This is a genomic window from Paenibacillus flagellatus (genome assembly GCF_003217775.1).
GTDB classification, from domain to species: domain Bacteria; phylum Bacillota; class Bacilli; order Paenibacillales; family NBRC-103111; genus Paenibacillus_AB; species Paenibacillus_AB flagellatus.
This window is the reverse complement of sequence record NZ_QJVJ01000004.1, coordinates 456,269-477,011: the sequence shown is the minus strand read 5'-3', so window position 1 is coordinate 477,011 and position 20,743 is coordinate 456,269. Positions and strand designations below refer to the sequence as shown.

Here is a 20,743-nt window from a genome sequence, read left to right as displayed (position 1 = left end):
TCCGTCTGCGGTCACGGCCCGTGCTCGCGGCCGTGCATCGTTTTTTGCCGCTTCCGCCACGCCGAGGGCGATACGCCTTCCGCGGATTTGAACCATTGGGAGAACGAATGAAGCCGATGGAAGCCGACTTGCTCCGCGATTTCGTTCAAATCTTTGTCCGTCGCGCTGAGCAGCCATTTCGCCTCCTGCATCCGGCATTGCTGCTGGTACTGCTTCGGGCTGAGCCGGTAAATTTTCTCGAACGTCCTCCGGAACCCGGCGACGGTCATCCCGGTCAAGTCGGCGAGGTCGGCCATCTGGACGTGCTGCCGCAAATTTTCGCGCAAGAAGTCGGCCGCCTTCGTAATCGTCATCGCCTGCAAATCCGACTGGGAGTGCTCGTGCAAATAAAGCAGCAGCAGCTCCGCCCATACCGCGTTCGTGCGGCTCCGGTCTTTCGGCGTCGACGAATGGACGCGAAGCCATTCGCGGAACAGCTTCTCGAACCGGTCCCGGTCGAGCCGGGACAAGGCGTAAACGCGCGGCTGAGCGCCGCCTTGCGCCAGCTTGTCCGCGACGTCCCGAAGCGTCGGCGGCATATGCTGCAGGTGGAAGACGCCGAAGCGGACTTTGCTTACCGCCGCGAACCGGTGCGGAATGCCTGGCGGGATGACGACGACGTGGCCGCTCTCGACGAATACTTTGCGCTCCGGCCATTCGAACAAGCCGCGTCCTTCCAGCACGATTTCGATTTCGAGCGTGACGTTCTCGTGAAAGCCGACGTCGTACCAGTCTTCGTCGAACGTGCCGATAAAGCTGCGGATATGGAAAACGGGATCCACCTCGAAACCTCCCCAACAACTCAAGAGCATAGCCGTGAAACCGGGCGAACCGCCCCAGCACGCGCCGAACGCCGATTAAACGCCGCCGCGCTGCTTCTCGATCCGTTCGGCCAGCTCGTTCAAATACGTCCATCGCTCGATCAGCCGTTCGAGCTCCGCCTCGAGCTCCTGCTGACGAACGGTAAGCCGCTGAAGCGCCTCGTAATCGCTTCCCGCCGCGGATAGAGCGTCCGCGACCTCGTTCAGCTCGCGCTCGGCATGCTCGATTTTCCCGTCGATCTCCTCGAATTCCTTCTGCTCTTTGAACGAAAATTTCAACGGCCGTTCCTTTTCCTTCGCGTGTCCGTCGGCCGCCGGATTGTCGGCTGACGGCGTTTTTTTCTCCCTGCCGGCCGATCCGCCGGAACCGGGGCCGGCTCCGAGCTCCTTCATCCGGTCCCGGTAGTCCGTATAGTTGCCCTCGTGCCGGGCGAATTCGCCGCCTCCCTCGGCGACCAAAAGCGAATCGACGGTCCGGTCCAGGAAATACCGGTCGTGGGAGACGACGATGACCGCACCCGGAAACAGCTCCAAATAATCCTCGAGGACGGTTAACGTCTGAATGTCCAGGTCGTTGGTCGGCTCGTCGAGGAGCAGCACGTTCGGTCCTTCCATCAGGATGCGCAGCAGGTAAAGCCGCCGCTTCTCCCCGCCGGACAAGCTGGCGACGGGCGTCCACTGCGCCGACGGCGGAAACAGAAACCGCTCCAGCATTTGCGACGCGCTGATCGTCTCGCCGTCGGACGTGCGGACTTGCTCCGCCGCTTCGCGAATATATTCGATGACCCGCAGCGACTCGTCGAGTCCTTCGTTCTCCTGCGAGAAGAAGCCGATTTTCACGGTCGAGCCGACGTCGACCTCGCCTTCGTCCGGCGAGAGCCGGCCCGCGATCAGCTTGAGCAGCGTCGATTTGCCCGCGCCGTTCGGTCCGACGACGCCGATCCGGTCGTCGCGCTGCACGATGAGGCTGAAGCCGCGGATGACGTCGCGCTCGCCGTACCGCTTCGTCACGCCGTGCAGCTCGACGACCTTCTTGCCGAGACGCGCCCCCGCCAGCGCGATGTCCATCTCTTGAGCCGTCTCGCCGGGACCGGCCTCCCGCAGCTTCTCGAACCGCTCGATGCGCGCCTTCTGCTTCGTCGATCTCGCCTTGGCGCCGCGTCGAATCCAGGCGAGCTCGCGGCGGAGCAAATTTTGCCGTTTCTCCTCGGACGCTTGCTGCCGGGCGAGCCGCTCCGCCTTCTGCTCCAGGAAGACGCTGTAATTGCCGGTGTACCCGTACAGCTTGCCTTGATCGAGCTCGATGATCCGGTCGGCCACCCGATCGAGAAAATACCGGTCGTGCGTAATCATGAGCAGCGCCGACTTCGACTTGGCCAAATACGATTCGAGCCAGTCGACCGTCTCCGTATCGATATGGTTCGTCGGCTCGTCCAGGATGAGCAGGTCGGCCGGGCGGATCAGCGCGCCCGCGAGCGCGACCCGCTTCCGCTTGCCGCCGGACAGCGTTCCCATGCGCGCTTCGAAGTCGCCGATGCCGAGCTTCGTCAAAATGCGCTTCGCCTCGTTCTCGAGCTGCCAGGCGCCGGCGGCGTCCATCCGGCCGCTCAGCTCCGTCAAACGCTCGTGCAGGCCGGGATCGGGGTCGCCCCGCTCGATGCGCCCGATCACGCTCTCGTAGTCGCGCAGCAGCCGCATAAGCGGCGATTGGCCGCGAAACAGCTGCTGCAGCACCGTCGCCTCGTCGTCGAACGGCGGATTTTGCGGCAAATATTCGACGGCGATGCCGTTGCGCACCGCGATCGTTCCGCCGTCCGGCTGCTCCTCGCCGGCGATCACTTTCAAAAACGTCGATTTGCCCGTTCCGTTGACGCCGATCAGGCCGATCCGGTCGCCCTCGGCGACGCTGAACGACACGTCCTCGAACAGCGTTTTCATGCCGAAATTTTTGCTTATGTTTTCCGCGGTCAATAGATTCATAGATCGTTTCGGTTCCTCGTTTTCCTCATATTCCTCGCATCGTTCACGATACCCCCAAGTGTAGCATATTTCGCCCCGGAACAGAACGGCCGAAGGCCGGACTTCACGCGGGCCGGACGATTCGCCGGACGCGATTGACGGTTGGCGAAAGGACGTGTTATCGTTAGCACCGAAGGCCGAACAAGAACGGATGCAACGCCGGGCGAGACCGAACGTTATGGGAGATGACAGCATTGGAACGAATGACTCGTTATGCGCCGCACGTCTACTTTTTTTTCTTCTTCGCGGCGGCCGCCTCGTATTCGCCGTTTCTCGCCTATTGGCTGAAGGAAACGGGCTTGACGAGCCAGCAGGTCGGGGCGATTTATGCGATCGGCCCGCTCGTGGCGCTGTTCGTCCAGCCGATGTGGGGGTTTTTGTGCGATAAATACGGCATCGAAAAAGCGGTGCTCATGATATGCGGCTTGGCGACTCCCGCCATCGCCTTCGGGTATTCGAGCGGGGCCGGGTTTGCCGTCTACGCCGCCACGGCCGTATGTCTCGCCGTCTTCTCGTCGCCGATGGTGCCGCTGTCCGACGCCGTCGCGGTCGCCCACGTGCAGAAGCACCGGCAAACGTACGGCGGGGCGAGAGTATGGGGGTCGATCGGCTTCGCCCTCGTCGTCTCGCCGATCGGCATGCTGTACGAGCGTATCGGCATTAGCCGCATGTTCCTGTTTTACATGGGACTGATGATCGTCGTCTTCTTCATCACGGCCGTTCTGGAAAAAGGCACGGTTCGCAAAAATGCGTCGTGGCGAGACATCGGCAAGCTGCTGGGGCGAAAACCGTTCGCCCTGTTTTTGCTGCTCATCCTGTGCGTCGCGTGCGGCACGCAAAGCTTCAGCGTCTTTTTCTCCGTTTACGTCGGCTCGACCGGCGGCAACGTAACGGAGAAAATCGGCTGGCTGACCGCCGTGTCGGCGTTGTCCGAGCTGCCGTTTTTTCTGTTCGCGTCCCGCTTCGCCGACAAGTTCGGCTATCGGACCGTGCTGGCGGCGGGGGCGTTCGCCGGGTCGATCCGGCTGCTCGTCGTCTCCTTCGATCCGCCGACGGGCGTGCTGCTCGCAAGCCAGCTGCTGCAGGGCGTCGCGTACGGACTGTTCTACGCGGCGGGGGTCCAAGTCGCGAACGCGCTTTGCCCCGAAGGCTGGAAATCGACGGGCCAATCGCTCTTCAGCATGGTTTACGTCAATGTGGCCATCTTGATCGCGAGCAATGCGGGCGGATGGCTGATCGACTACGCCGGCTTCGGGACGATGTTCCGGGTCGCCTCGCTGCTGTGCGCGATCGGCGGTGTCGGCTTTTTGGCGATGCGGAAGGGCGGGAAAAGTCTCGGGGCGGAGGAAGCTGCGTAATGTATATGTAAATAAAAATAACATTTGAGTAGAAACGCCCCGCTTATTCGCTGTTTGTGTTATAATTTATAACACAAACATTACGGAGAGGCGGGATTTTGTATGGTTGTCGGTCTTCGCGTCGTCAAAACCGTCATCGCCATCGGCATCAGCGTTTCGATCGCCCGTCTCCTGCACCTGGAGCCGGACCATTTCGCCGGCATCGTCTCGATGCTGGCCGTTCAGCCCTCGGTATACCGGTCGCTCACGTCGACGCTGTCCCATCTGGCCAGTGCCTTGTTCGCCGCCTTGCTCGGCATCGGCGCGGCTCTCGTTGCCGGCGATCATGCGATCGTCATCGCGGCCGTCGCCCTGCTCGTCATGGCGCTTCACGTCCGCCTGCGCCGGACGGCTTCCTTGACGCTGGCCGTCATCGTGGCGGTCAATACGATCGGCACGTCCGACGAGCTGCACGGCAACGCCGCCTACCACCAGCTCATGCTCGTCGTCATCGGCATGCTCGTCGGCACGGCCGTCAACCTGGTCCGCAAGCCGGTTCATACGGAGCGGGAGGAAGTGCTGCTCGTCAAATCGGAGAGCATGCTCCGCACGCTGCTGTATTACATCCAGCTCGATTTGATGGGCGGGCGGATGACGCCCTACAAGCCGCAAATGCAGCTGCAGATCGAGGAGGTGCGCAAGTACGTCGAATCGGGAAAAGACATATCCGCGCTCATCCGGGAAGATCGGTGGCTGAACCGGGGCGAAGGCATCGAGCCCGGCGGACTGTTCCGGACGTACGAAGCGATGACCGAGCGGATCCGCGACTTGGCCAAAGCGCTGCAAAAAGCGGACCTGTCCCATCCGGAGAGGCTAAGGCTCATCCGGGCGATCGGGCTGACGGTCCGGCTGCAGGAGCGCGTCATGCACGGCCGGAAAGTACCGGTCGGGCTTATGCTGAAGGCGCTTCGCCCGGAGCTGCTGACGGCCGGGGGAGCGGGGGAGACGCATCGGCTGTTTCCGTATTACCAGGCGTACGAGGCGCTATCGGATTATGTCGCGGAATTTGCCGGAATTCGACAAACGTTTTTGTTCGTATCGTCGAGGACGATCGTGGACGGTCGCGAAGCTTTTTTTCGAATATGACGCTTTCGAAAATGGTTCCATCGAACTATGACGAATAGTTCTTTTTCCGTATAAGGTATGCTATAATAGGACTATAAGCACTGCCACCCCATCGACAAGGCAAACCTATCGAAAGGTAGGGACGCAAAGCTTCAGGCCTAACGGAACTTCCTACGGCGGCTGGGTTACCGAAATAGCGGTGATTTCCCCCGAGCGTTATCATCGCTGCCCGTTATCGGGCGGCTTTTTTTGTCGGCCGCGGCGGACGGCCGGGGATCATCGAACGGATGCGCCTATGCCGGGAAGGATGCGGCGGTCGCAAGCGGCGGCGATGAAGGCGGAATATTCGATAACGGAGGATGAAGACCGATGAACCATACCGGCATGAGCGAACTGACGAACGATTTGGAGCAAATGATCAGCAAGGCTGGCGTTACCGGGCTGCTCCAAAGTTTCAATAAAATGTCCAAGGAAGAGCTGATCCAATTCGTCGAGGCGTTGGGAACGGTGCGGCGCTACATGCTGGCCCGCGCGAACGGTTGACGGACCATGGCGATGCATTTGGGCAATTGCCGGGATTGCGGGGCGCTGTTCGCGAACGCCCGCCGCGACGTTACGCTGTGCAGGACGTGCGCGGAGCGGTACGACCGGATGTTCGACCGCGTCAGGGAGCAGATGCGCCGCCATCCGAAGCTGACGATCCAGGATTTGGCCGATCGGACGGGAATTCCTTCCCATCAAATATTGGAATGGGTGCGGGACGGACGCATTCATGCGACTTGACGGCGAGACGGCGAGCGACGGGCTCGGCCGTCTTTTTTTCGTGCGTGCCGACGCTTCTCCGAATCCGAGCCGGTATGCTAGAATAGGGAAACCCGAAAGGCGGCCGACAGGCGCCCTTCGAAACGAACCGCTAAGGAAGATTCCAAACGATGCCGATCAAAAAAACGATACATGCCGCGCTTGCCGTATTGCTTCTCGTCGCCTTGTTCGCCGCCGCCCACCGGTTCTCCCCGCGAGTTCCGTCGACCGGAAGCGGTCCCGAAGCGGTGCGGGGCGTCCTGGACTTGCGCGGGGAACGATGGAGCGGGGACGAGGTCGTCCGGCTGGACGGGCAATGGGAATATTATCCGGGGCGGCTGCTCGCCCCGAACGCGATCGTCCCCGAGGCGGAGCCGTCGGTCGAATACGCGGACGTGCCGGGCAGGTGGGAGCGGTATTCGCCGAGGGAGATGCGCGCGTCCGCCCACGGCTTCGCGACGTTCCGGCTGCGCGTCAAGCTGGATGCGGAATTGGACGGGGCGGGGGGCCCCGGACGCGTATTCGGCATCAAGGCGACGAACGTCCGGACGGCGCACGCCCTGTTCGTCAACGGGGCGCTCGTCGGCGGCAGCGGCCGGCCCGGTACGAGCGGGGAGGAGACGATTGCCCGCAACGTCCCGTACGTCCGCTTTTTTCCGGTAGCCGGCGACGAAGTGGACATCGTCGTGCACGTGTCCAATTTTTCCTTTTACACGGGCGGCATTCCCGTTTCGATGCTGTTCGGCGATCAGGAGAGCATTCAGGCGGTCCGGGATTTCGCGGTCGGGAAAGACCTCTTCGTCTGGACGGGGCTTCTCCTGCTCGGACTGTACTTGCTGGCCTTGCATTTGATGCGGCGAAGGGAACGGTCGTGGCTGTATTTCGGCTTGTTCGCCTTGTCCGCCTGCGTCTATTCGATCACGCAGGGCGAGAAGCTGCTCGCGGCCGCCTTGCCTTCGCTTCCGTACGGGCCGTTCACGCGAATCCAGTTCGGCTCCGGCATATTGGCCGAATATTGGCTGCTGCGCTATACGCGGTTTTCGTTCCCGGATACGTTCAAGGCGTGGACGATGCGTCTGTTTTCCGCGGGAGTCGGCGTCCGGCTGCTGCTCGTCCTGGCTGCGCCGGTTCCGATTTTTTCGGCTATGGAAAACGTTTCGTTCGCGATGACGATCGTCGCCATCCTGTTCGTCGCGATCGTCATGCTGATCGGCGTCGTCCGCGGCATGGAAGGGGCCGGGTACATGACGGCGGGCGTCCTGTCCGTACTCGCCTTGGCGACGTTTTATTCGCTCCAGGTGCTGGGCGCGGCCGATGTGTCCGTCCTGCTGCCGATCGCCGTCCTGTGCGCCGTTTTCTCGCAGGTGCTGTTGCTGTCGCGGCGGTTCACCCGGGCGTTCGAGACGAACGAGCTGTTCGCCGAGCGGCTGCTGGCGGCGGATCGGCTGAAGGACGAGTTTTTGGCCAACACGTCGCACGAAATGAAAACGCCGCTTCACGTCATGATCAATATCGCACAGTCGCTCATCGACGGAGCGGCGGGCAAGCTGAACCCTCGCCAGCTCGACAATATGGAGCTGATCGTCTCGACCGGTCGGCGGACGGCCCGTCTCGTTCGCGATATTCTCGATTTGTCCCGGCTGAAAAGCGGGGAGCTGTTCCTGGAGCGGCGGCCGGTGGCGGTTCGCCCCGCCGTCCGCTTCGTATTCGAGATGCATCGCAGACTGGCGGGGGACAAGCCCGTACGACTGACAGAGCGGCTGCCGGACGATTTGCCGCTCGTCGAGGCGGACGAAGACCGTCTCGTCCAAATCTTGTCCAATTTGATCGGCAACGCGCTCAAATTTACGGCCGCGGGCGATATTACGGTGACGGCCAAGGCGGAGGGCGGCTGGGTGGAAGTGTCGGTGCGCGATACGGGCATCGGCATTCCGGCCGACCGGCAGGACGCCGTCTTCGACGCGTACGAGCAGCTCGGACGAGCGGAAGCCCGCCGGCTCGGCGGCGTCGGCCTCGGTCTCGACATTACGCGACGTCTCGTCGAGCTGCACGGCGGCCGCATCCGGGTCCGGTCGGAGGTCGGACGGGGCTCGACGTTCGCATTCACGCTGCCGATCGCTCGCGAAGCGTCTCGGCAAGCGGCGGCGCGGGGGACGAACGACGAAGCGCGTGCGGGGAGGGAGGGCGATCTGCTCGCCGCAGCCCCGGCGGCCCCGGCCGGGGCCGCATCGTCGTCGCCGCCTCCCCGCGCCCCGTCGACCGGAACCGGCGCGAACATTCTCGTCGTGGACGACGATGCGGCCAACCGCCGCGTGCTCGTCAATCTGCTGTCGGTCGACGGCTATGCGGTCGTCTCCGCGGATAGCGGCGAGGAAGCGCTCCGCTTGCTGGAGCGCGAAGGAGCCGGCTTCGATCTCGTCATTCTCGACTGGATGATGCCGGGCATCTCCGGCGGCGACGTATGCCGGGAGATGCGGCGCCGCTGGTCGCTGTCGGCGATGCCGGTGCTCCTGCTCACCGCGCGGAACCGGCCCGAGGACGTACTCGCCGGCTTCGAGGCGGGGGCGAACGATTTCCTCGGCAAGCCGGTCGAGGCCGGCGAGCTGAGGGCCCGCATCCGGACGCTGCTCGCGATGAAACGCTCGGTCAGCGACCGGGTGAGCTCGGAGCTCGATTTGCTCCAGGCGCAGATCAAGCCGCATTTTTTGTTCAATACGCTCAATACGATTTTGGCCGTCAGCGAAACCGATCTGCCGAGGGCGCAGGAGCTGCTGGCGCGATTCGGGTCCTACTTGCGGAGCAGCTTCGACTACCATAACCGCCATCAGCTCGTCGCGCTGGGCAAGGAGATGGAGCTGGTCGAAGCCTACTTGTACATCGAGCGGACCCGGTTCGACGGACGACTGCATACCCGGATCGAGGTCGATGAAAGCGCGAATCACCGGATGATTCCGTCGCTGTCGATCCAGCCGATCGTGGAAAACGCGGTCCGCCACGGCGTCATGAAGCGGGAGGAGGGCGGGCTCGTCCGCGTGTCCGTGGCGGTCGGCCCGGAAGGAGACGTCGTCGTCGAGGTGGAGGACGACGGCGTGGGCATGCCGCCCGGCTGGAGCGGGCCGGCGCCGGACGACGCGGGAGCCGAGCCCGCGCGAAGAGGCGGACGGAAAAGCATCGGCCTCGACAACATCCACCGGCGGCTGCTTCATTTGTACGGCGAAGGCATTCGCGTCGAGAGCCGGCCGGGAGAAGGGACGCGGGTCCGGTTCCGGATCAAGTCGGGCGAGGGCGGGAACGAGGAGTGAAGCGGGACTACGGCTTCGCCGTCGCCCGGCGAATCGCCGCGTTGATCTTGGCGACGTCGACGGGGCCGACCTCTCCGTCGCGCAAGCCGTACCGCTCCTTGAGCGACAGGATGCGGTAGACGCTCCGGTCGATCGACTCCGCGGGCAGCTCGCCCGATCGGGCCGCCTCCTTGAGCGCGTCCAGCACGAGTCGCGCGTTCGCGTATTCGTGCGCGACCAATACAATGTCGCAGCCGGCTTTGGCGGACTGGACGGCGGCGGCACCCAAGTCGTGATGCTTCAAAATCGCGCCCATCGTCATGTCGTCCGTCATGACGACACCGTCGAACCCCATATCGCCGCGCAGCAGGCCGGCGACGATCTCGGGCGACATCGAGGCGGGACGGTCCGGATCGACCTTGGGCAGCAATATATGCGCGATCATGACGGCGTCGGCCTTCGACCGGATCGCTTCGGCGAACGGGACGAGCTCCAGCTTGCGCAACTCGTCCGCCGTCTTGTTCACGACCGGAAGCTCGAGGTGCGAGTCGACGGACGTGTCGCCGTGTCCCGGAAAATGCTTCACGACCGGAACGACCGACTTCGAGCGGAGACCGAGCATCTCCTCGACGCCGTACGAGGCGACGACGGAGGCGGAGGAGCCGAATGACCGGCTGCCGATGACGGGATTGCGCGGGTTGCTGTCGACGTCGAGCACCGGCGCGAAGTCGACGTTGAAGCCGAGCGCGGACAGCTCCTCCCCGAGCGCCTCGCCGATCGCGCGCGCCCTCGACGCGTCCCCGGATTTCGCCACGTCCCGGCTGGACGGAAACGGCTCGAGCTGCGGCGGGAGGCGGCTTACTTTGCCGCCCTCCTGATCGACGCCGAGCAAGAGGGGTGGCCGGCCGGCTCCGGCCTCCCGGTTCGCTTCCTTCAGCCCGTTCAGCAGACGGACCGTCTGCTCGACGGATTCGATATTGTCCTTGTATAAAATCAACCCGCCGACACGGTCGTCGGCGATCAGCCTCCTCACTTCGGCGGACGCTTCCGTCCCGTCCACTCCCGCGAAGACCATCTGCCCGATCTTGTCTTCGAGCGGCATCGCCCGGACCCGGTCCCGGATCGGGTCGGCAGCCGCGGGGGGCGGGGGCGTCACGGCCCCCGGCTCGTCCTTCCCGCTCGTCCATCCCGTACAGCCGGCCGTCGTCACGGCCAACGCCAGCGCGACAACACCGATTCGCACGTTTCGCATTCCGTCTCTCCTCCTCGTCGATATACCCAGCAATATGCCCATGCGGACGGGCGGAAATACCCGCGCGTCAATGGTTTGACGGCACCGGGGCGGAATAGGTTGCGGGATGCGCCGCCCGAAGGCCCGATTTCGCTTTCCCCCTTGGTCCGATTCGTGGTAGAATGGAGGTATTCTCCAATACTATCCGTTCGTTTAGAAAAAACTTTTCGAAAAACCAAACAACCGGGGAGAGAAACCATGCAAACGATCGTGTACGTTCCGCTGGACGAAAGACCTTGCAATTACCGATATCCTCAATATTTGGCCTCCATGACCGACCTGACCTTGCGCGTGCCGGACATCGGCATGCTCGGGCGCAAGAAGACGTCCGCCGATACGGACGCCGTCCGCGATTGGCTGCTGGACGCTTCGAAGGACGCCGACGCGCTGATCGTCTCGGTCGACATGCTCGTGCACGGCGGCATCGTGCCGTCGCGGCTGCATCACCGCTCGGAGGCGGAGTGCCTGGACCGGCTCGCCGTCCTTAAGACGCTCAAGGAACGCAACCCGAAGCTGCGCACGTACGCCTTCAATTTGATCACCCGCGTGCCGGCTTACTCGAGCTCGGAGGAGGAGCCGGACTATTACGCCGATTACGGCAACGAGCTGTACACGTACGGCTGGCTGAAGGACAAAGCCGAGCAGGAGACGCTCGACGCGGAGGAAGCGGCGAAGCTCGAAGCGGTAACGGCAAAAATTCCGGCGGACGTCCTCGACGACTTCCTGACCCGCCGCAAGACGAACGCGTTCGTCAACGCGGAGACGATGAAGCTGACGCGCGACGGCGTCATCGATTTCCTCATCATCCCGCTCGACGACAACTCGAAGTACGGCTTCAGCCCGCTCGAGCAGCGCAAGCTGTCGCTGCTTGCGGAGGAGCTCGACGTGAACGACCGCGTCATGATCTATCCGGGAGCGGACGAAATCGGCTGCACGCTGTTCGCCCGGGCGTTTTGCGAAGCGAAAGGATACGTGCCGAAGGCGTTCGTCCGGTATTCGTCCGTTCACGGGCCGTTCGTCGTGCCGAAGTACGAGGACCGCTCGCTCGGCGAAAGCATCAAGTACCAGCTGACGGCGGCGGGCGCGGTTTCCCACGACAACTCGTGCGGCACCGATTTCGTGCTGATGACGAACTCACCTCCGGTCGGACAGAAGGAGATGGCCGAATGCTCGACGCCGTACGGAGAGCGGAACCGGGCCTACTTCTCGGAGACGAACACGAAGGAGTTCGTGCAGGCGATCCGCCACTATATCCGCGAAGGGCACATGGTCGCGCTCGCCGACGTCGCCGTCAGCAACGGTTCGGATCATCCGTTCATGAAGCTGGTCGCCCGCGCCGGCATCCTGCACGACATCGCCGCTTACGCCGCCTGGAACACGTCGGGGAACACGCTCGGGACCGTCATCTCGCACGCGATCGTCGAATCGTATTATCGCGGCCGCGGGGACGTCTCGGCGGAGCGGCTGAACCGGAGCCGGGCGTACTACTACTTCCGGCTGATCGAGGATTGGGGCTATCAGGCGATCGTCCGCAAGGACGTCATCCACAACGAGCTGCCGAAGCTCGGAGCGAGCTACTACGAGCTCGATCACGTCCGGTCCGAGGTGTATGCGGTCATTCGGCGGAAGCTCGAGCAGTTTTTCGAGCAGTATGTGCAGGAAGGTTGTCCGGGACGGGTACGGATCGAGGACGTCCATTTGCCGTGGAGCCGGATGTTCGAGGTCGGCTTCGAGACGGTGCTGGAGACGGAATAAGGGAAGGGGCGCGAAGGCGCCCCTTTTTTTGTGCGAAAATGCGTTTGACGAGACGAATAAAATTCGGTTCCCCCGACGGCCGCGGCCCGCTATACTGAATAGAGAAAGCGGAATAGCGCAAGGGAAAGGACGGGGAGACGTTTGAAACCGATCATCGCCGTTACGGCGAACTACGAGGACGACGTCGCGAGCTTGAAGCACGCTTATACGGACTCGGTGCGAAATGCCGGAGGCTTGCCGCTCGCCGTGCCGTTCGGGCTGGACGAGGACGACGTGCGCCGGTTGTGCGCATCCGCGGACGGACTGCTGCTTACCGGAGGACCGGACGTCGATCCGGACTATTACGGGGAGGAGCCGCTGCCCGTGCTAGGCAAAGTAACGCCCGAGCGTGACCGGCTCGAGGTGCTGCTCGCTCGTACGTTCGCGGCGGCGGGGAAGCCGATCTTCGCCATATGCCGGGGCGAGCAGGTGCTGAACGTCGCGCTGGGCGGCTCGCTGTATCAAGATATTGGCACGGAAGCCGCTACGCTCCAGCACAGCCAAAAGGCGCCTCGCTCCCATTTGTCCCATCGGGTGCGGGCGGAGGAGGGAAGCTTGATCGAACGGATCGCGGGCGCCTCGTCGTTCAAGGTGAACAGCTTCCACCATCAGGCGGTCAAGCGCCCCGCGCCCGGCATGCGCATTTCGGCGAAGTCGGAGGACGGCGTCGTCGAGGCGATCGAAAGCGAGACGCACCGGTTCGTCCTCGGCGTCCAATGGCACCCGGAAGATACCGCCGCCACGGACGGCGTGTCGCGCAAGCTGTTCGAGGCGTTCGTGGACGCGTGCCGAAGCTGAGACGGGGGGCGGGCCGGAGCGGTACGGGCTTTGCCGGGAGGCGGCGCTCGTCGGACTCGGGTTCGGAAGAGGCGAGGGCCGACATGCGGGGAGGGAGCGATCCCTCCTTTTTTGCCGTTCAATTGCTCGTTTCCTTTTCGCGGCGCCTCCATTAAACTGAACATGATAACGGTACGACAACGAAAGGGGAGGCCAAGTCGTTTGCGCAAGAGAGACATTCGCGAAAAGCGGGAGGAGACCGGCGCCGGGCGAGCCTATTCGCACGTATGGGAGCATTACGCCGACGAGCTGCGGCTGCTCGACCTGAAGCTGCAGCGGCTGTACGTCCGCCGCGGACAGACGGCCTCCGATCCGCAAGCCGACGCTTTCCGCGGCATGTACGTATCGGAGGACGAATTCATGCGCATGGTCGGAGGGCGCGACGGCGGCGCGGAGGACGATCCGGAGCTGGCCGCGCTCGCGGCGGACATCCGGAACGCGGAGGCGGTCATCGCGTCGCGCAAGGCGGAGAGCGCGAAGCGGAACGTATTTTTGCCGCTCGTCTATTTGAGCGCGGTGTTCGGCTTGGACGAGATCGAGCAGAGCGTCGTCATGCTGCTGCTCGCCGTCGAGCTCGACCGCAAATACGAACGCGTCTTCGGCTTCATGGCGGACGACTTGACGGTGCGGCTGCCGAATGTCGGCCTGGCGCTTCAAGTCGTCTGCCGCGACGCCGACGCGATGCGGACGGCCCGGCTCGCCTTCGCGCCGAACGGCAAGCTGGCGCGCTATTTGCTGGCGCGGGAGGATGGCGGCGAGCCGTTCGGCCGCTCGCTGCTGTCGAAGCCGCTGGCGCTGGACCGGCGCATGGCGACGTTTTTGCTCGACACGGGCGCGCCCGACGAGACGCTGCGGCCCGCCGTCACGATCCATTACCCGGACGAGCCGCTCGCCCCGCTGGTCGTTCACCTCGACGCGCAGCGGCAGCTCGCGTCCGTCGCTTCGACCCGGAACGGGCCGGTCGGCGTCCTGCTGTGGGGACCGCCCGGCTCCGGCAAAACGCTGCAGCTTCGCCACTGCTGCGCCGGTTGGGGCAAAAGCCTGCTCGTGGCGGACATGCGCGTGTTCGCGGAGGACGGCGCCGGCTTCGCGGAGAAGCTGTCCCGCATCGTGCGGGAAGCGGTGCTCCATCAAGCCGCGCTGGCGCTGGCCCATGCCGACGCCCTGTTCCCGGAGGAAGCGGACGCGAAATCGAGGGAGCGCCTTCGCATCGTGGAGGAGGAGACGGACCGGTTTCCGCTGCCGCTGTTCGTATTGACCGAAAGCCGGGCGAAGCCGGACTTCCGCTCCGGCGGCCGCATCTGGCTCGAACGCGAGCTGGCCGTTCCCGGCGAGAAGGAGCGGGAGTCGCTGTGGCGGACGTTCGCTTCGGCCGCCGGGCTGCCGGACGGGGAAGATTGGAGCGGGCCCGCGGTCAAATACCGGTTTACGCCCGGTCAAATACGCGATGCGGTCGCGGACGCCGTCGCGCTGGCGGAATGGGAAGGCAAGCCGGCGGCCGCCGTCGTCGACCAGGCATGTTATCGGCAAATCCGGCATAGGCTTGAGCGGAAGGCCGTCCGGATCGAGCCCCGGTACGGGTGGGACGATATCGTCCTTCCCGACGAGCAGAAGGAGCTGCTGCGCAACGCGTGCGCCCAGATGAAATACCGCAGCCTCGTGTACGGGGAGTGGGGGTTCGAACGGAAGCTCGCCTACGGCAAAGGGTTGTCGATGCTGTACGCCGGCCCTCCCGGCACGGGAAAGACGATGTCCGCCCAAGTCATCGCGCGCGAGCTGCGCATGGAGCTGTACAAAATCGATTTGTCCCAGGTGATCAGCAAATATATCGGCGAGACGGAGAAAAACTTGCACGAGCTGTTTCTCGAGGCGCACAAAAGCAGCGCCATCCTGTTCTTCGACGAGACGGACGCTTTATTCGGCAAACGGTCGGAGGTGAAGGACGCCCACGACAAATACGCCAACATCGAAACGGCCTACCTGCTGCAAAAGATGGAGGAGTACGAAGGCATCTCGATTCTTGCGACGAATCTGCTGAACAATATCGACGAAGCGTTTTTGCGCCGAATCCAATACGTGATCAAATTTCCGTTCCCGGACGCCGAATACCGGGAAAAAATTTGGCGCGCCACGTTTCCGCGCGAGACGCCGCTGGCGGAGGACGTCGACTTCCGGTGGCTGGCGGGCAAGTACGAAATCGCCGGAGGCAACATCAAAAACGTCGTCCTTTCCGCGGCGTTTTTGGCGGCGGAGAAGGGCGTTGCGGTCGGCATGCGCGAAATCGTGCAGGCGGTCAGGCACGAGCTGCAAAAATCGGGGAAAATCATATCCAGAACCGATTGGGAGGACTATTAAAGAAGTCCCGATCGTGTCGATTGTCCGAAAAAGCATATAGTCAGTCCGATCGATTGCCAGTATAATATAACAGAGTCGGAAAATGTCATTCGCGGCTTCCGGCCATCGTATTCGACAATATTTTCGCAGCGGTTGGGAGGGAATACCTATAGGGGATTATTCCGTCATAGCTGATGTTAGCGCTTCCATTCTTAGGCTGCTGCGGGAAAAGATGACGCCCGACCCGATTCCGCAGCCCGAGCTGATCGGTCTCGGCAGTCCGGTCGACAAAGGGGACTTTTATTTGTCCTTGTTTCTGTACAGCGTCCGGGAAAGCGGAGACAATCGGAAAACCCAGATGGTGTCCCGGGGGGCGGGAGAGATCCAGTACCCGCCGATGACGGTCGATTTGCATTACTTGATGACGGTTCAATCTCCGGCCGAGCTCCAGTCGCGGGCGCTAGACGAGCAGCGCATTCTGGGCCGCGCGATGCAGGTGCTCTACGACCATTCCGTGCTCCGCGGGCCGAACGTGGTCGGGACGTTGGCGGAGAGCGGCGAGGAGCTGCGCGTCGTCATGGAGAACGTGTCCGGGGAAGCGATGCTGAACATGTGGAACTATGCCGACACGCCGTACCGGCTGTCCGTCAGCTATGTCGTCGGCCCCGTCATGATCGACTCGACCCGGATCAAGTCGACGAAGCGCGTGCTGTCGAGCGACGTCAGCATCCAAGGCTAAGGGGAGACCGATATGGAACAGCTGCGGATCGTCCGGATGCGGACGAGAGTGTCGCTCGTCGTATGGCTGCGCGACGGCTTCGGCTCCGGTCCGCCGACGGACCGAAACATCGAGGTCCGCTTGCTCGGATTTCCGAGAAAGCCGATCGGCAAGCCGGACGGTACATACGTATTCAACGATTTGGAGCCGGGCGATTACAAGCTCGCCGTCGCCTCCACTTATTACTTTCGCGAGACGCTGGACGTTTCGGTGGGTAACGCGAACGAAATCGTCCATTTTCCTCTCGTTCCGCTTCCGTCGTACCCGTTCCGCCCGAACGATACGCTCGTCCGCGCGATGGTGACCGATTCCGCGGGACGCCCGATCGGAGGAGCGGAAGCGACCGCGACGCCGCTTTCCGAGGAGTGCGCCGTCGGACGGGTCGCCGACGAGAAGGCGGGCAAAGGAAGCGACGAAATCTCGATCGCGTCGCTGATCGGGCGGATCGACCCGAGAGATGCGCTGGAGCTGGCGGGCCGCGCCGCGAAGCAAGGACGCGAGCGGGTTGTCGTGAGCGGGGCGATCGAGCACCGGAAGCGATTCCGGCTCGATATTCCGCTTTCCTCCGCCTATGCGAGAGGATCGCTCGTGTATCCGGTATACCGGGCCCGGACGACGGAACGGGGCGAGCTGGCGGTGGCGATAGCCGGCGGGAGGACGTCCGCATACCCGCTGCGGATCAGCTTGGACATTCCGGGCGGCGAAGGAAAGACCGCCGCGAAGGAAATCGTCGTGACGGAAGGCGCCACGACGAATATCGGTACGTGGATCGTGTAGTAGGATGGATCCCAATCCATTTTGCATACTAAAAACCCAAGCTGAAAGGAGAGAACTGGTACGGGTTTGCGGCACGAACGGCTTCGCCAAGAAGCCGAAGCGGCAAACGCGACCGGGAAACAATGGCTGAGTATTTATCGCCAGGGGTGTATGTGGAGGAGTTTGACAGCGGCGCCCAACCGCTGGAAGGGGCAAGCACGAGTACGGCCGGATTTATCGGGCTGGCGCAGCGGGGGGAGATCGAGGGATTACCCCAGCTCGTCACGAGCGTGGCCGATTTTAACCGCATTTTCGGCGGCTACTTGTCGGAAAACGCGTTCGGCGAATACCGATATCTCGCTTACGCGGTCGAGCATTTTTTCCTGAACGGCGGCTCCCGCGCTTTCATTATGCGCGTAGCGCCTTCCGACGCGAAGCCGGCCGGCAACCAAGCCGAGACGAATAAGGAAGCGGCGGTCTTGAACATCCGCTCCAAAAACCCGGGCGCCTGGGGCAATCAGGTACGCATCGCGGTCGTCCCGTCGAGCAAGGCGAAAACGCAAATTTACGAAATTTTGGGCGACGCCTCCGAATCGAAGCAATACCGTGTGAAAAGCAACGCCGGCTTCAACGTAGGCGACGTCGTCGCTTTCGAGGCGAACGGCCAAAAGCAGTATAACAAAATCGTATCCTCGCAAGACAACATCATCGAGCTGGAGTCGGCGCTCGAAGGCGGAGAAGACGTGATCGACGCCAACCTGCTGCCGGCGAAAGTACTGACCACCTGCGAATTCACCTTCCACGTCTATTATGGGGACGAAGCGGAAACGTTCGAGAAAATGTCGCTGAACGTGGCCGCGGCGAACCATATCGAGAAAGTGATGGCGCGCTCCAACATCGTCGTCGTCCAGGACGTATCGGGCGGCAATTTCGGCGCCGTCGCTCCCTTCGAAGTCATCTCCGGTTTAAACGAATCGGCCGGCAAATTCCAAATCGCGCTATCCGGCGGAAGCGACGGTTCCGTCGCCAACTTGGCGGCGTCCGACTTTATGGGTCAAGACCGCGGACCGGGCAAGCGCACGGGCATACAGGCGTTCATCGACAACGATTTCGTCAGCATCATGGCCGTGCCGGGCGTCACCGACCCGAACGTCCAGCTCGCCCTCGTCGCGCATTGCGAAAATTTGGGAAGCCGCTTCGCCATCCTTGACATTCCTCGCGACAAGACGAAAGTGGCGGACGTCATGACGCACCGCAACATTTTCGACAGCCAATACGCCGCCATGTACAACCCGTGGCTGCAAGTGTTCGACCCGCTCGACAAACGCAACATCTACATACCGCCTTCCGGCTCCATGGCCGGCATCTACGCCCGCTCCGACAATTCGCGCGGCGTCCATAAAGCGCCCGCGAACGAAGTCGTGCGCGGCGTCGTCGGCCTCGACTGCCAGTACAACAAAGGCGAGCAGGACATCCTCAATCCGCAAGGGGTCAATCTGATCCGCCAATTCGCCGGCCAAGGCATCCGCGTATGGGGCGCGCGCACCTGCTCGTCCAACGGGCTTTGGAAATATATCAACGTACGCCGCCTGTTCATTTTCCTGGAGGAATCGATCCGCAACGGGACGAACTGGGTCGTCTTCGAGCCGAACGACGAACAGCTGTGGGCCCGCGTGCAGCGCACGATCGACGCCTTCCTGACACGGGTATGGAGAGACGGGGCGCTCGTGGGCGCCAGTCCGAACGAGGCGTTCTACATCAATATCGGTCGCAGCACGATGACGCAGGACGATATCGACAACGGACGGCTCATTTGCGTGATCGGCGTGGCGCCGGTGAAGCCGGCGGAATTTGTCATCTTCCGGATTACGCAGAAGACGAGAGAAGAATAATCGCTCGCTTCGGCGCGGCGCAAGACGCAAATCTAGATCCGCTATCAACCTAATGTCAGGGGAAGGGGTATAGTATGGCAGGCGAACGCAAAGATCCGTACCGCAATTTTAGGTTCCGTATCGAAGTGGAAGGCATTCAGCAAGCCGGCTTCAGCGAGGTGTCCGGCTTCGACGCCAGTTTGTCCGTAATCGAATACCGGGAGGGGAACCAGGCGATTACGCCCCGCAAGCTGCCGGGGCTCGCGAAATACGGCAACATTACGCTGAAGTGGGGCGTCACCGACTCGCTCGACATGTACAACTGGATGGCCGAGTCGATTCAGGGGAAAATTTCGCGCAAGACGGTGACGATCATCGCGATCGACGAGGAAGGCCAGGACGTGGCGACGTGGCAAGTGATCGAGGCGTGGCCGTCCAAATATACGGCGCCGAACTTCAACGGCTCCGGCAACGAAGTGGCGATCGAAAACTTGGAGCTCGCCCACGAAGGCATGACCCGCACGAAATAAAGGCGGCGGTGGCGGCGGGGCGCCGATCGCGTTCGGCGTTCCCTCGCCGTCCGCACCCGGATGAACCTTAGGAGGACAAGAACATGGCATTTCAGACCGAATACGAATTCGAGCTTCCCCGGGGTTACGTGGACGAAAGCGGCACGCTTCACCGGCGCGGCGTCATGCGGCTGGCGACGGCGGCCGACGAAATTTTGCCGATGCGCGACCAGCGGGTACAGCAAAATCCGGGCTACCTGAGCATCATCCTGCTGGCCCGCGTCATCATCAAGCTGGGCGATTTGCGCGCCATCGACACCCGCGTCATCGAACGGATGTTCACGGCGGATCTCGCTTACCTGCAAAATTTGTACCGCACGATCAATGAAGCGGAAGTGCCGAAGGTGCACTGCGTATGCCCGAAATGCGAGCACGAGTTCAGCGTGGACGTGTCTTTTTTGGACGAGACGGCGGGGGCATAACCGGATATCCCATCGACAAAATTTACGAGGAGGCCAGCTTTATCGCGTATTACTTCCATTGGCCCCACGAGCAGATCATGTCGATGGAGCATCGGGAGCGCCGCCGCTGGTGCGAGGAAATATCGAAAATCAACCGCAATTTGAACGACGACGGCAAAGAAAAGCCGAACAATCCGTTCGACGTCTTTAACAAGAGGTGATCGATCCGGTGACCGTGCAACGGACCAACGACGTAAGCGGCGCTTTCCGCTTCAAGGTGGAGCTGGACGGGCTGCTGGTGGCCGGATTTTCCGAGGTGACGGGCATCCAGTCCGAAACCGAAGTGATGGAATTCGCCGAAGGCGGACTGAACACGCACATCCATTATTTGCCGAAGCAGACGAAATACCCGCGCATCGTGCTCAAGCGGGGAATGACCTCGTCGAGCGAGCTGTGGGACTGGTACGACGGAGTGGCCGCGGGCAAAATCAAGCGCAAAAACGGTGCGGTCATCCTGTACAACCACGCGGGGAAAGAAATATGCCGGTGGAACTTCTTCGAGGCGTTCCCCGTCAAGTGGCACGGCCCCGACCTGAACGCGACGGGCGGCAACGTGGCGGTGGAATCGGTCGAGATCGTCCACAACGGCTTGAAGGCGATATTCAGCAAGTAGAGCAAGTAGCGGCAAG

18 protein-coding genes and 1 riboswitch are annotated in these 20,743 nt (G+C 62.4%); of the genes, 15 read left to right on the top strand and 3 right to left on the bottom strand.

Going from position 1 to position 20,743, the window contains the following annotated elements:
* Positions 1 to 11 precede the first annotated feature (11 nt).
* Both DLM86_RS11795 and DLM86_RS11790 read right to left on the bottom strand, forming a co-directional pair.
* Positions 12 to 821: a helix-turn-helix domain-containing protein gene (locus DLM86_RS11795; protein WP_245954521.1), complete on the bottom strand. Its 810-nt coding sequence runs from the start codon at positions 819 to 821 to the stop codon at positions 12 to 14.
* 75 nt (positions 822 to 896) lie between these two features.
* Positions 897 to 2,840 (bottom strand): ABC-F family ATP-binding cassette domain-containing protein, encoded by a 1,944-nt coding sequence (locus DLM86_RS11790; RefSeq protein ID WP_110840192.1) that lies wholly within the window; start codon positions 2,838 to 2,840, stop codon positions 897 to 899.
* Between the two features lie 242 nt (positions 2,841 to 3,082).
* Between DLM86_RS11790 and DLM86_RS11785 the strand changes: the two genes are divergently transcribed.
* From DLM86_RS11785 to DLM86_RS11770, 5 genes are all read left to right on the top strand, one after another.
* Positions 3,083 to 4,237 (top strand): MFS transporter, encoded by a 1,155-nt coding sequence (locus DLM86_RS11785; RefSeq protein WP_245954546.1) that lies wholly within the window; start codon positions 3,083 to 3,085, stop codon positions 4,235 to 4,237.
* Positions 4,238 to 4,339: 102 nt separating this feature from the next.
* Positions 4,340 to 5,362 carry an aromatic acid exporter family protein gene (locus tag DLM86_RS11780; protein ID WP_110840190.1) on the top strand — a complete coding sequence of 341 codons (1,023 nt, stop codon included), beginning with the start codon at positions 4,340 to 4,342 and terminating at the stop codon, positions 5,360 to 5,362.
* A gap of 88 nt (positions 5,363 to 5,450) precedes the next feature.
* Positions 5,451 to 5,534: riboswitch (cyclic di-GMP riboswitch) on the top strand.
* A gap of 176 nt (positions 5,535 to 5,710) precedes the next feature.
* On the top strand, positions 5,711 to 5,884 hold the full coding sequence (locus tag DLM86_RS32055; RefSeq protein ID WP_158289438.1) for a hypothetical protein: 174 nt from the start codon (positions 5,711 to 5,713) through the stop codon (positions 5,882 to 5,884).
* Positions 5,885 to 5,890: 6 nt separating this feature from the next.
* Complete coding sequence (locus DLM86_RS11775; RefSeq protein WP_110840189.1) at positions 5,891 to 6,124, top strand: hypothetical protein; 234 nt, start codon at positions 5,891 to 5,893, stop codon at positions 6,122 to 6,124.
* A gap of 149 nt (positions 6,125 to 6,273) precedes the next feature.
* Positions 6,274 to 9,444 carry a hybrid sensor histidine kinase/response regulator gene (locus DLM86_RS11770; protein ID WP_110840188.1) on the top strand — a complete coding sequence of 1,057 codons (3,171 nt, stop codon included), beginning with the start codon at positions 6,274 to 6,276 and terminating at the stop codon, positions 9,442 to 9,444.
* 7 nt (positions 9,445 to 9,451) lie between these two features.
* Here DLM86_RS11770 and nagZ read toward each other — a convergent pair whose 3' ends face one another.
* Positions 9,452 to 10,675: a beta-N-acetylhexosaminidase gene (nagZ, locus tag DLM86_RS11765; RefSeq protein ID WP_158289437.1), complete on the bottom strand. Its 1,224-nt coding sequence runs from the start codon at positions 10,673 to 10,675 to the stop codon at positions 9,452 to 9,454.
* A gap of 237 nt (positions 10,676 to 10,912) precedes the next feature.
* Between nagZ and DLM86_RS11760 the strand changes: the two genes are divergently transcribed.
* From DLM86_RS11760 to DLM86_RS11715, 10 genes are all read left to right on the top strand, one after another.
* Complete coding sequence (locus tag DLM86_RS11760; protein WP_110840186.1) at positions 10,913 to 12,469, top strand: DUF4127 family protein; 1,557 nt, start codon at positions 10,913 to 10,915, stop codon at positions 12,467 to 12,469.
* A 141-nt stretch (positions 12,470 to 12,610) separates the two neighbouring features.
* Positions 12,611 to 13,306: a gamma-glutamyl-gamma-aminobutyrate hydrolase family protein gene (locus DLM86_RS11755; protein ID WP_110840185.1), complete on the top strand. Its 696-nt coding sequence runs from the start codon at positions 12,611 to 12,613 to the stop codon at positions 13,304 to 13,306.
* Between the two features lie 201 nt (positions 13,307 to 13,507).
* Complete coding sequence (locus tag DLM86_RS11750) at positions 13,508 to 15,700, top strand: AAA family ATPase (RefSeq protein ID WP_158289436.1); 2,193 nt, start codon at positions 13,508 to 13,510, stop codon at positions 15,698 to 15,700.
* 82 nt (positions 15,701 to 15,782) lie between these two features.
* Positions 15,783 to 16,418, top strand: coding sequence for a Pvc16 family protein (locus DLM86_RS11745; protein WP_110840183.1), 636 nt, complete (start codon positions 15,783 to 15,785; stop codon positions 16,416 to 16,418).
* Between the two features lie 12 nt (positions 16,419 to 16,430).
* Positions 16,431 to 17,234 carry a hypothetical protein gene (locus DLM86_RS11740; protein ID WP_110840182.1) on the top strand — a complete coding sequence of 268 codons (804 nt, stop codon included), beginning with the start codon at positions 16,431 to 16,433 and terminating at the stop codon, positions 17,232 to 17,234.
* 122 nt (positions 17,235 to 17,356) lie between these two features.
* Positions 17,357 to 19,105, top strand: coding sequence for a phage tail sheath family protein (locus tag DLM86_RS11735; RefSeq protein WP_110840181.1), 1,749 nt, complete (start codon positions 17,357 to 17,359; stop codon positions 19,103 to 19,105).
* 74 nt (positions 19,106 to 19,179) lie between these two features.
* Entirely contained in the window at positions 19,180 to 19,614 is a 435-nt protein-coding gene (locus DLM86_RS11730) for a phage tail protein (protein ID WP_110840180.1), read from the top strand.
* 83 nt (positions 19,615 to 19,697) lie between these two features.
* The gene (locus DLM86_RS11725; protein ID WP_110840179.1) at positions 19,698 to 20,075 is read left to right on the top strand and encodes a phage tail assembly protein; all 378 of its coding nucleotides are present in this window, start codon (positions 19,698 to 19,700) and stop codon (positions 20,073 to 20,075) included.
* On the top strand, positions 20,009 to 20,275 hold the full coding sequence (locus tag DLM86_RS33090; protein WP_342773074.1) for a DUF6760 family protein: 267 nt from the start codon (positions 20,009 to 20,011) through the stop codon (positions 20,273 to 20,275). Before DLM86_RS11725 ends, DLM86_RS33090 begins: the two co-directional genes overlap by 67 nt.
* A gap of 8 nt (positions 20,276 to 20,283) precedes the next feature.
* Positions 20,284 to 20,727 carry a phage tail protein gene (locus DLM86_RS11715; protein ID WP_110840178.1) on the top strand — a complete coding sequence of 148 codons (444 nt, stop codon included), beginning with the start codon at positions 20,284 to 20,286 and terminating at the stop codon, positions 20,725 to 20,727.
* Positions 20,728 to 20,743: the final 16 nt, after the last annotated feature.

What these genes read in the sequence shown, in the direction of transcription:
- DLM86_RS11780 (WP_110840190.1), top strand. Translation starts at nt 4,340, where the DNA reads ATGGTTGTCGGTCTTCGCGTCGTCAAAACCGTCATCGCCATCGGCATC.
- nagZ (WP_158289437.1), bottom strand. Translation starts at nt 10,675, where the DNA reads ATGCGAAACGTGCGAATCGGTGTTGTCGCGCTGGCGTTGGCCGTGACG.
- DLM86_RS11775 (WP_110840189.1), top strand. Translation starts at nt 5,891, where the DNA reads ATGGCGATGCATTTGGGCAATTGCCGGGATTGCGGGGCGCTGTTCGCG.
- DLM86_RS11785 (WP_245954546.1), top strand. Translation starts at nt 3,083, where the DNA reads ATGACTCGTTATGCGCCGCACGTCTACTTTTTTTTCTTCTTCGCGGCG.
- DLM86_RS11760 (WP_110840186.1), top strand. Translation starts at nt 10,913, where the DNA reads ATGCAAACGATCGTGTACGTTCCGCTGGACGAAAGACCTTGCAATTAC.
- DLM86_RS11725 (WP_110840179.1), top strand. Translation starts at nt 19,698, where the DNA reads ATGGCATTTCAGACCGAATACGAATTCGAGCTTCCCCGGGGTTACGTG.
- DLM86_RS11730 (WP_110840180.1), top strand. Translation starts at nt 19,180, where the DNA reads ATGGCAGGCGAACGCAAAGATCCGTACCGCAATTTTAGGTTCCGTATC.
- DLM86_RS32055 (WP_158289438.1), top strand. Translation starts at nt 5,711, where the DNA reads ATGAACCATACCGGCATGAGCGAACTGACGAACGATTTGGAGCAAATG.
- DLM86_RS11735 (WP_110840181.1), top strand. Translation starts at nt 17,357, where the DNA reads ATGGCTGAGTATTTATCGCCAGGGGTGTATGTGGAGGAGTTTGACAGC.
- DLM86_RS33090 (WP_342773074.1), top strand. Translation starts at nt 20,009, where the DNA reads ATGCCCGAAATGCGAGCACGAGTTCAGCGTGGACGTGTCTTTTTTGGA.
- DLM86_RS11740 (WP_110840182.1), top strand. Translation starts at nt 16,431, where the DNA reads ATGGAACAGCTGCGGATCGTCCGGATGCGGACGAGAGTGTCGCTCGTC.
- DLM86_RS11745 (WP_110840183.1), top strand. Translation starts at nt 15,783, where the DNA reads ATGTCATTCGCGGCTTCCGGCCATCGTATTCGACAATATTTTCGCAGC.
- DLM86_RS11790 (WP_110840192.1), bottom strand. Translation starts at nt 2,840, where the DNA reads ATGAATCTATTGACCGCGGAAAACATAAGCAAAAATTTCGGCATGAAA.
- DLM86_RS11770 (WP_110840188.1), top strand. Translation starts at nt 6,274, where the DNA reads ATGCCGATCAAAAAAACGATACATGCCGCGCTTGCCGTATTGCTTCTC.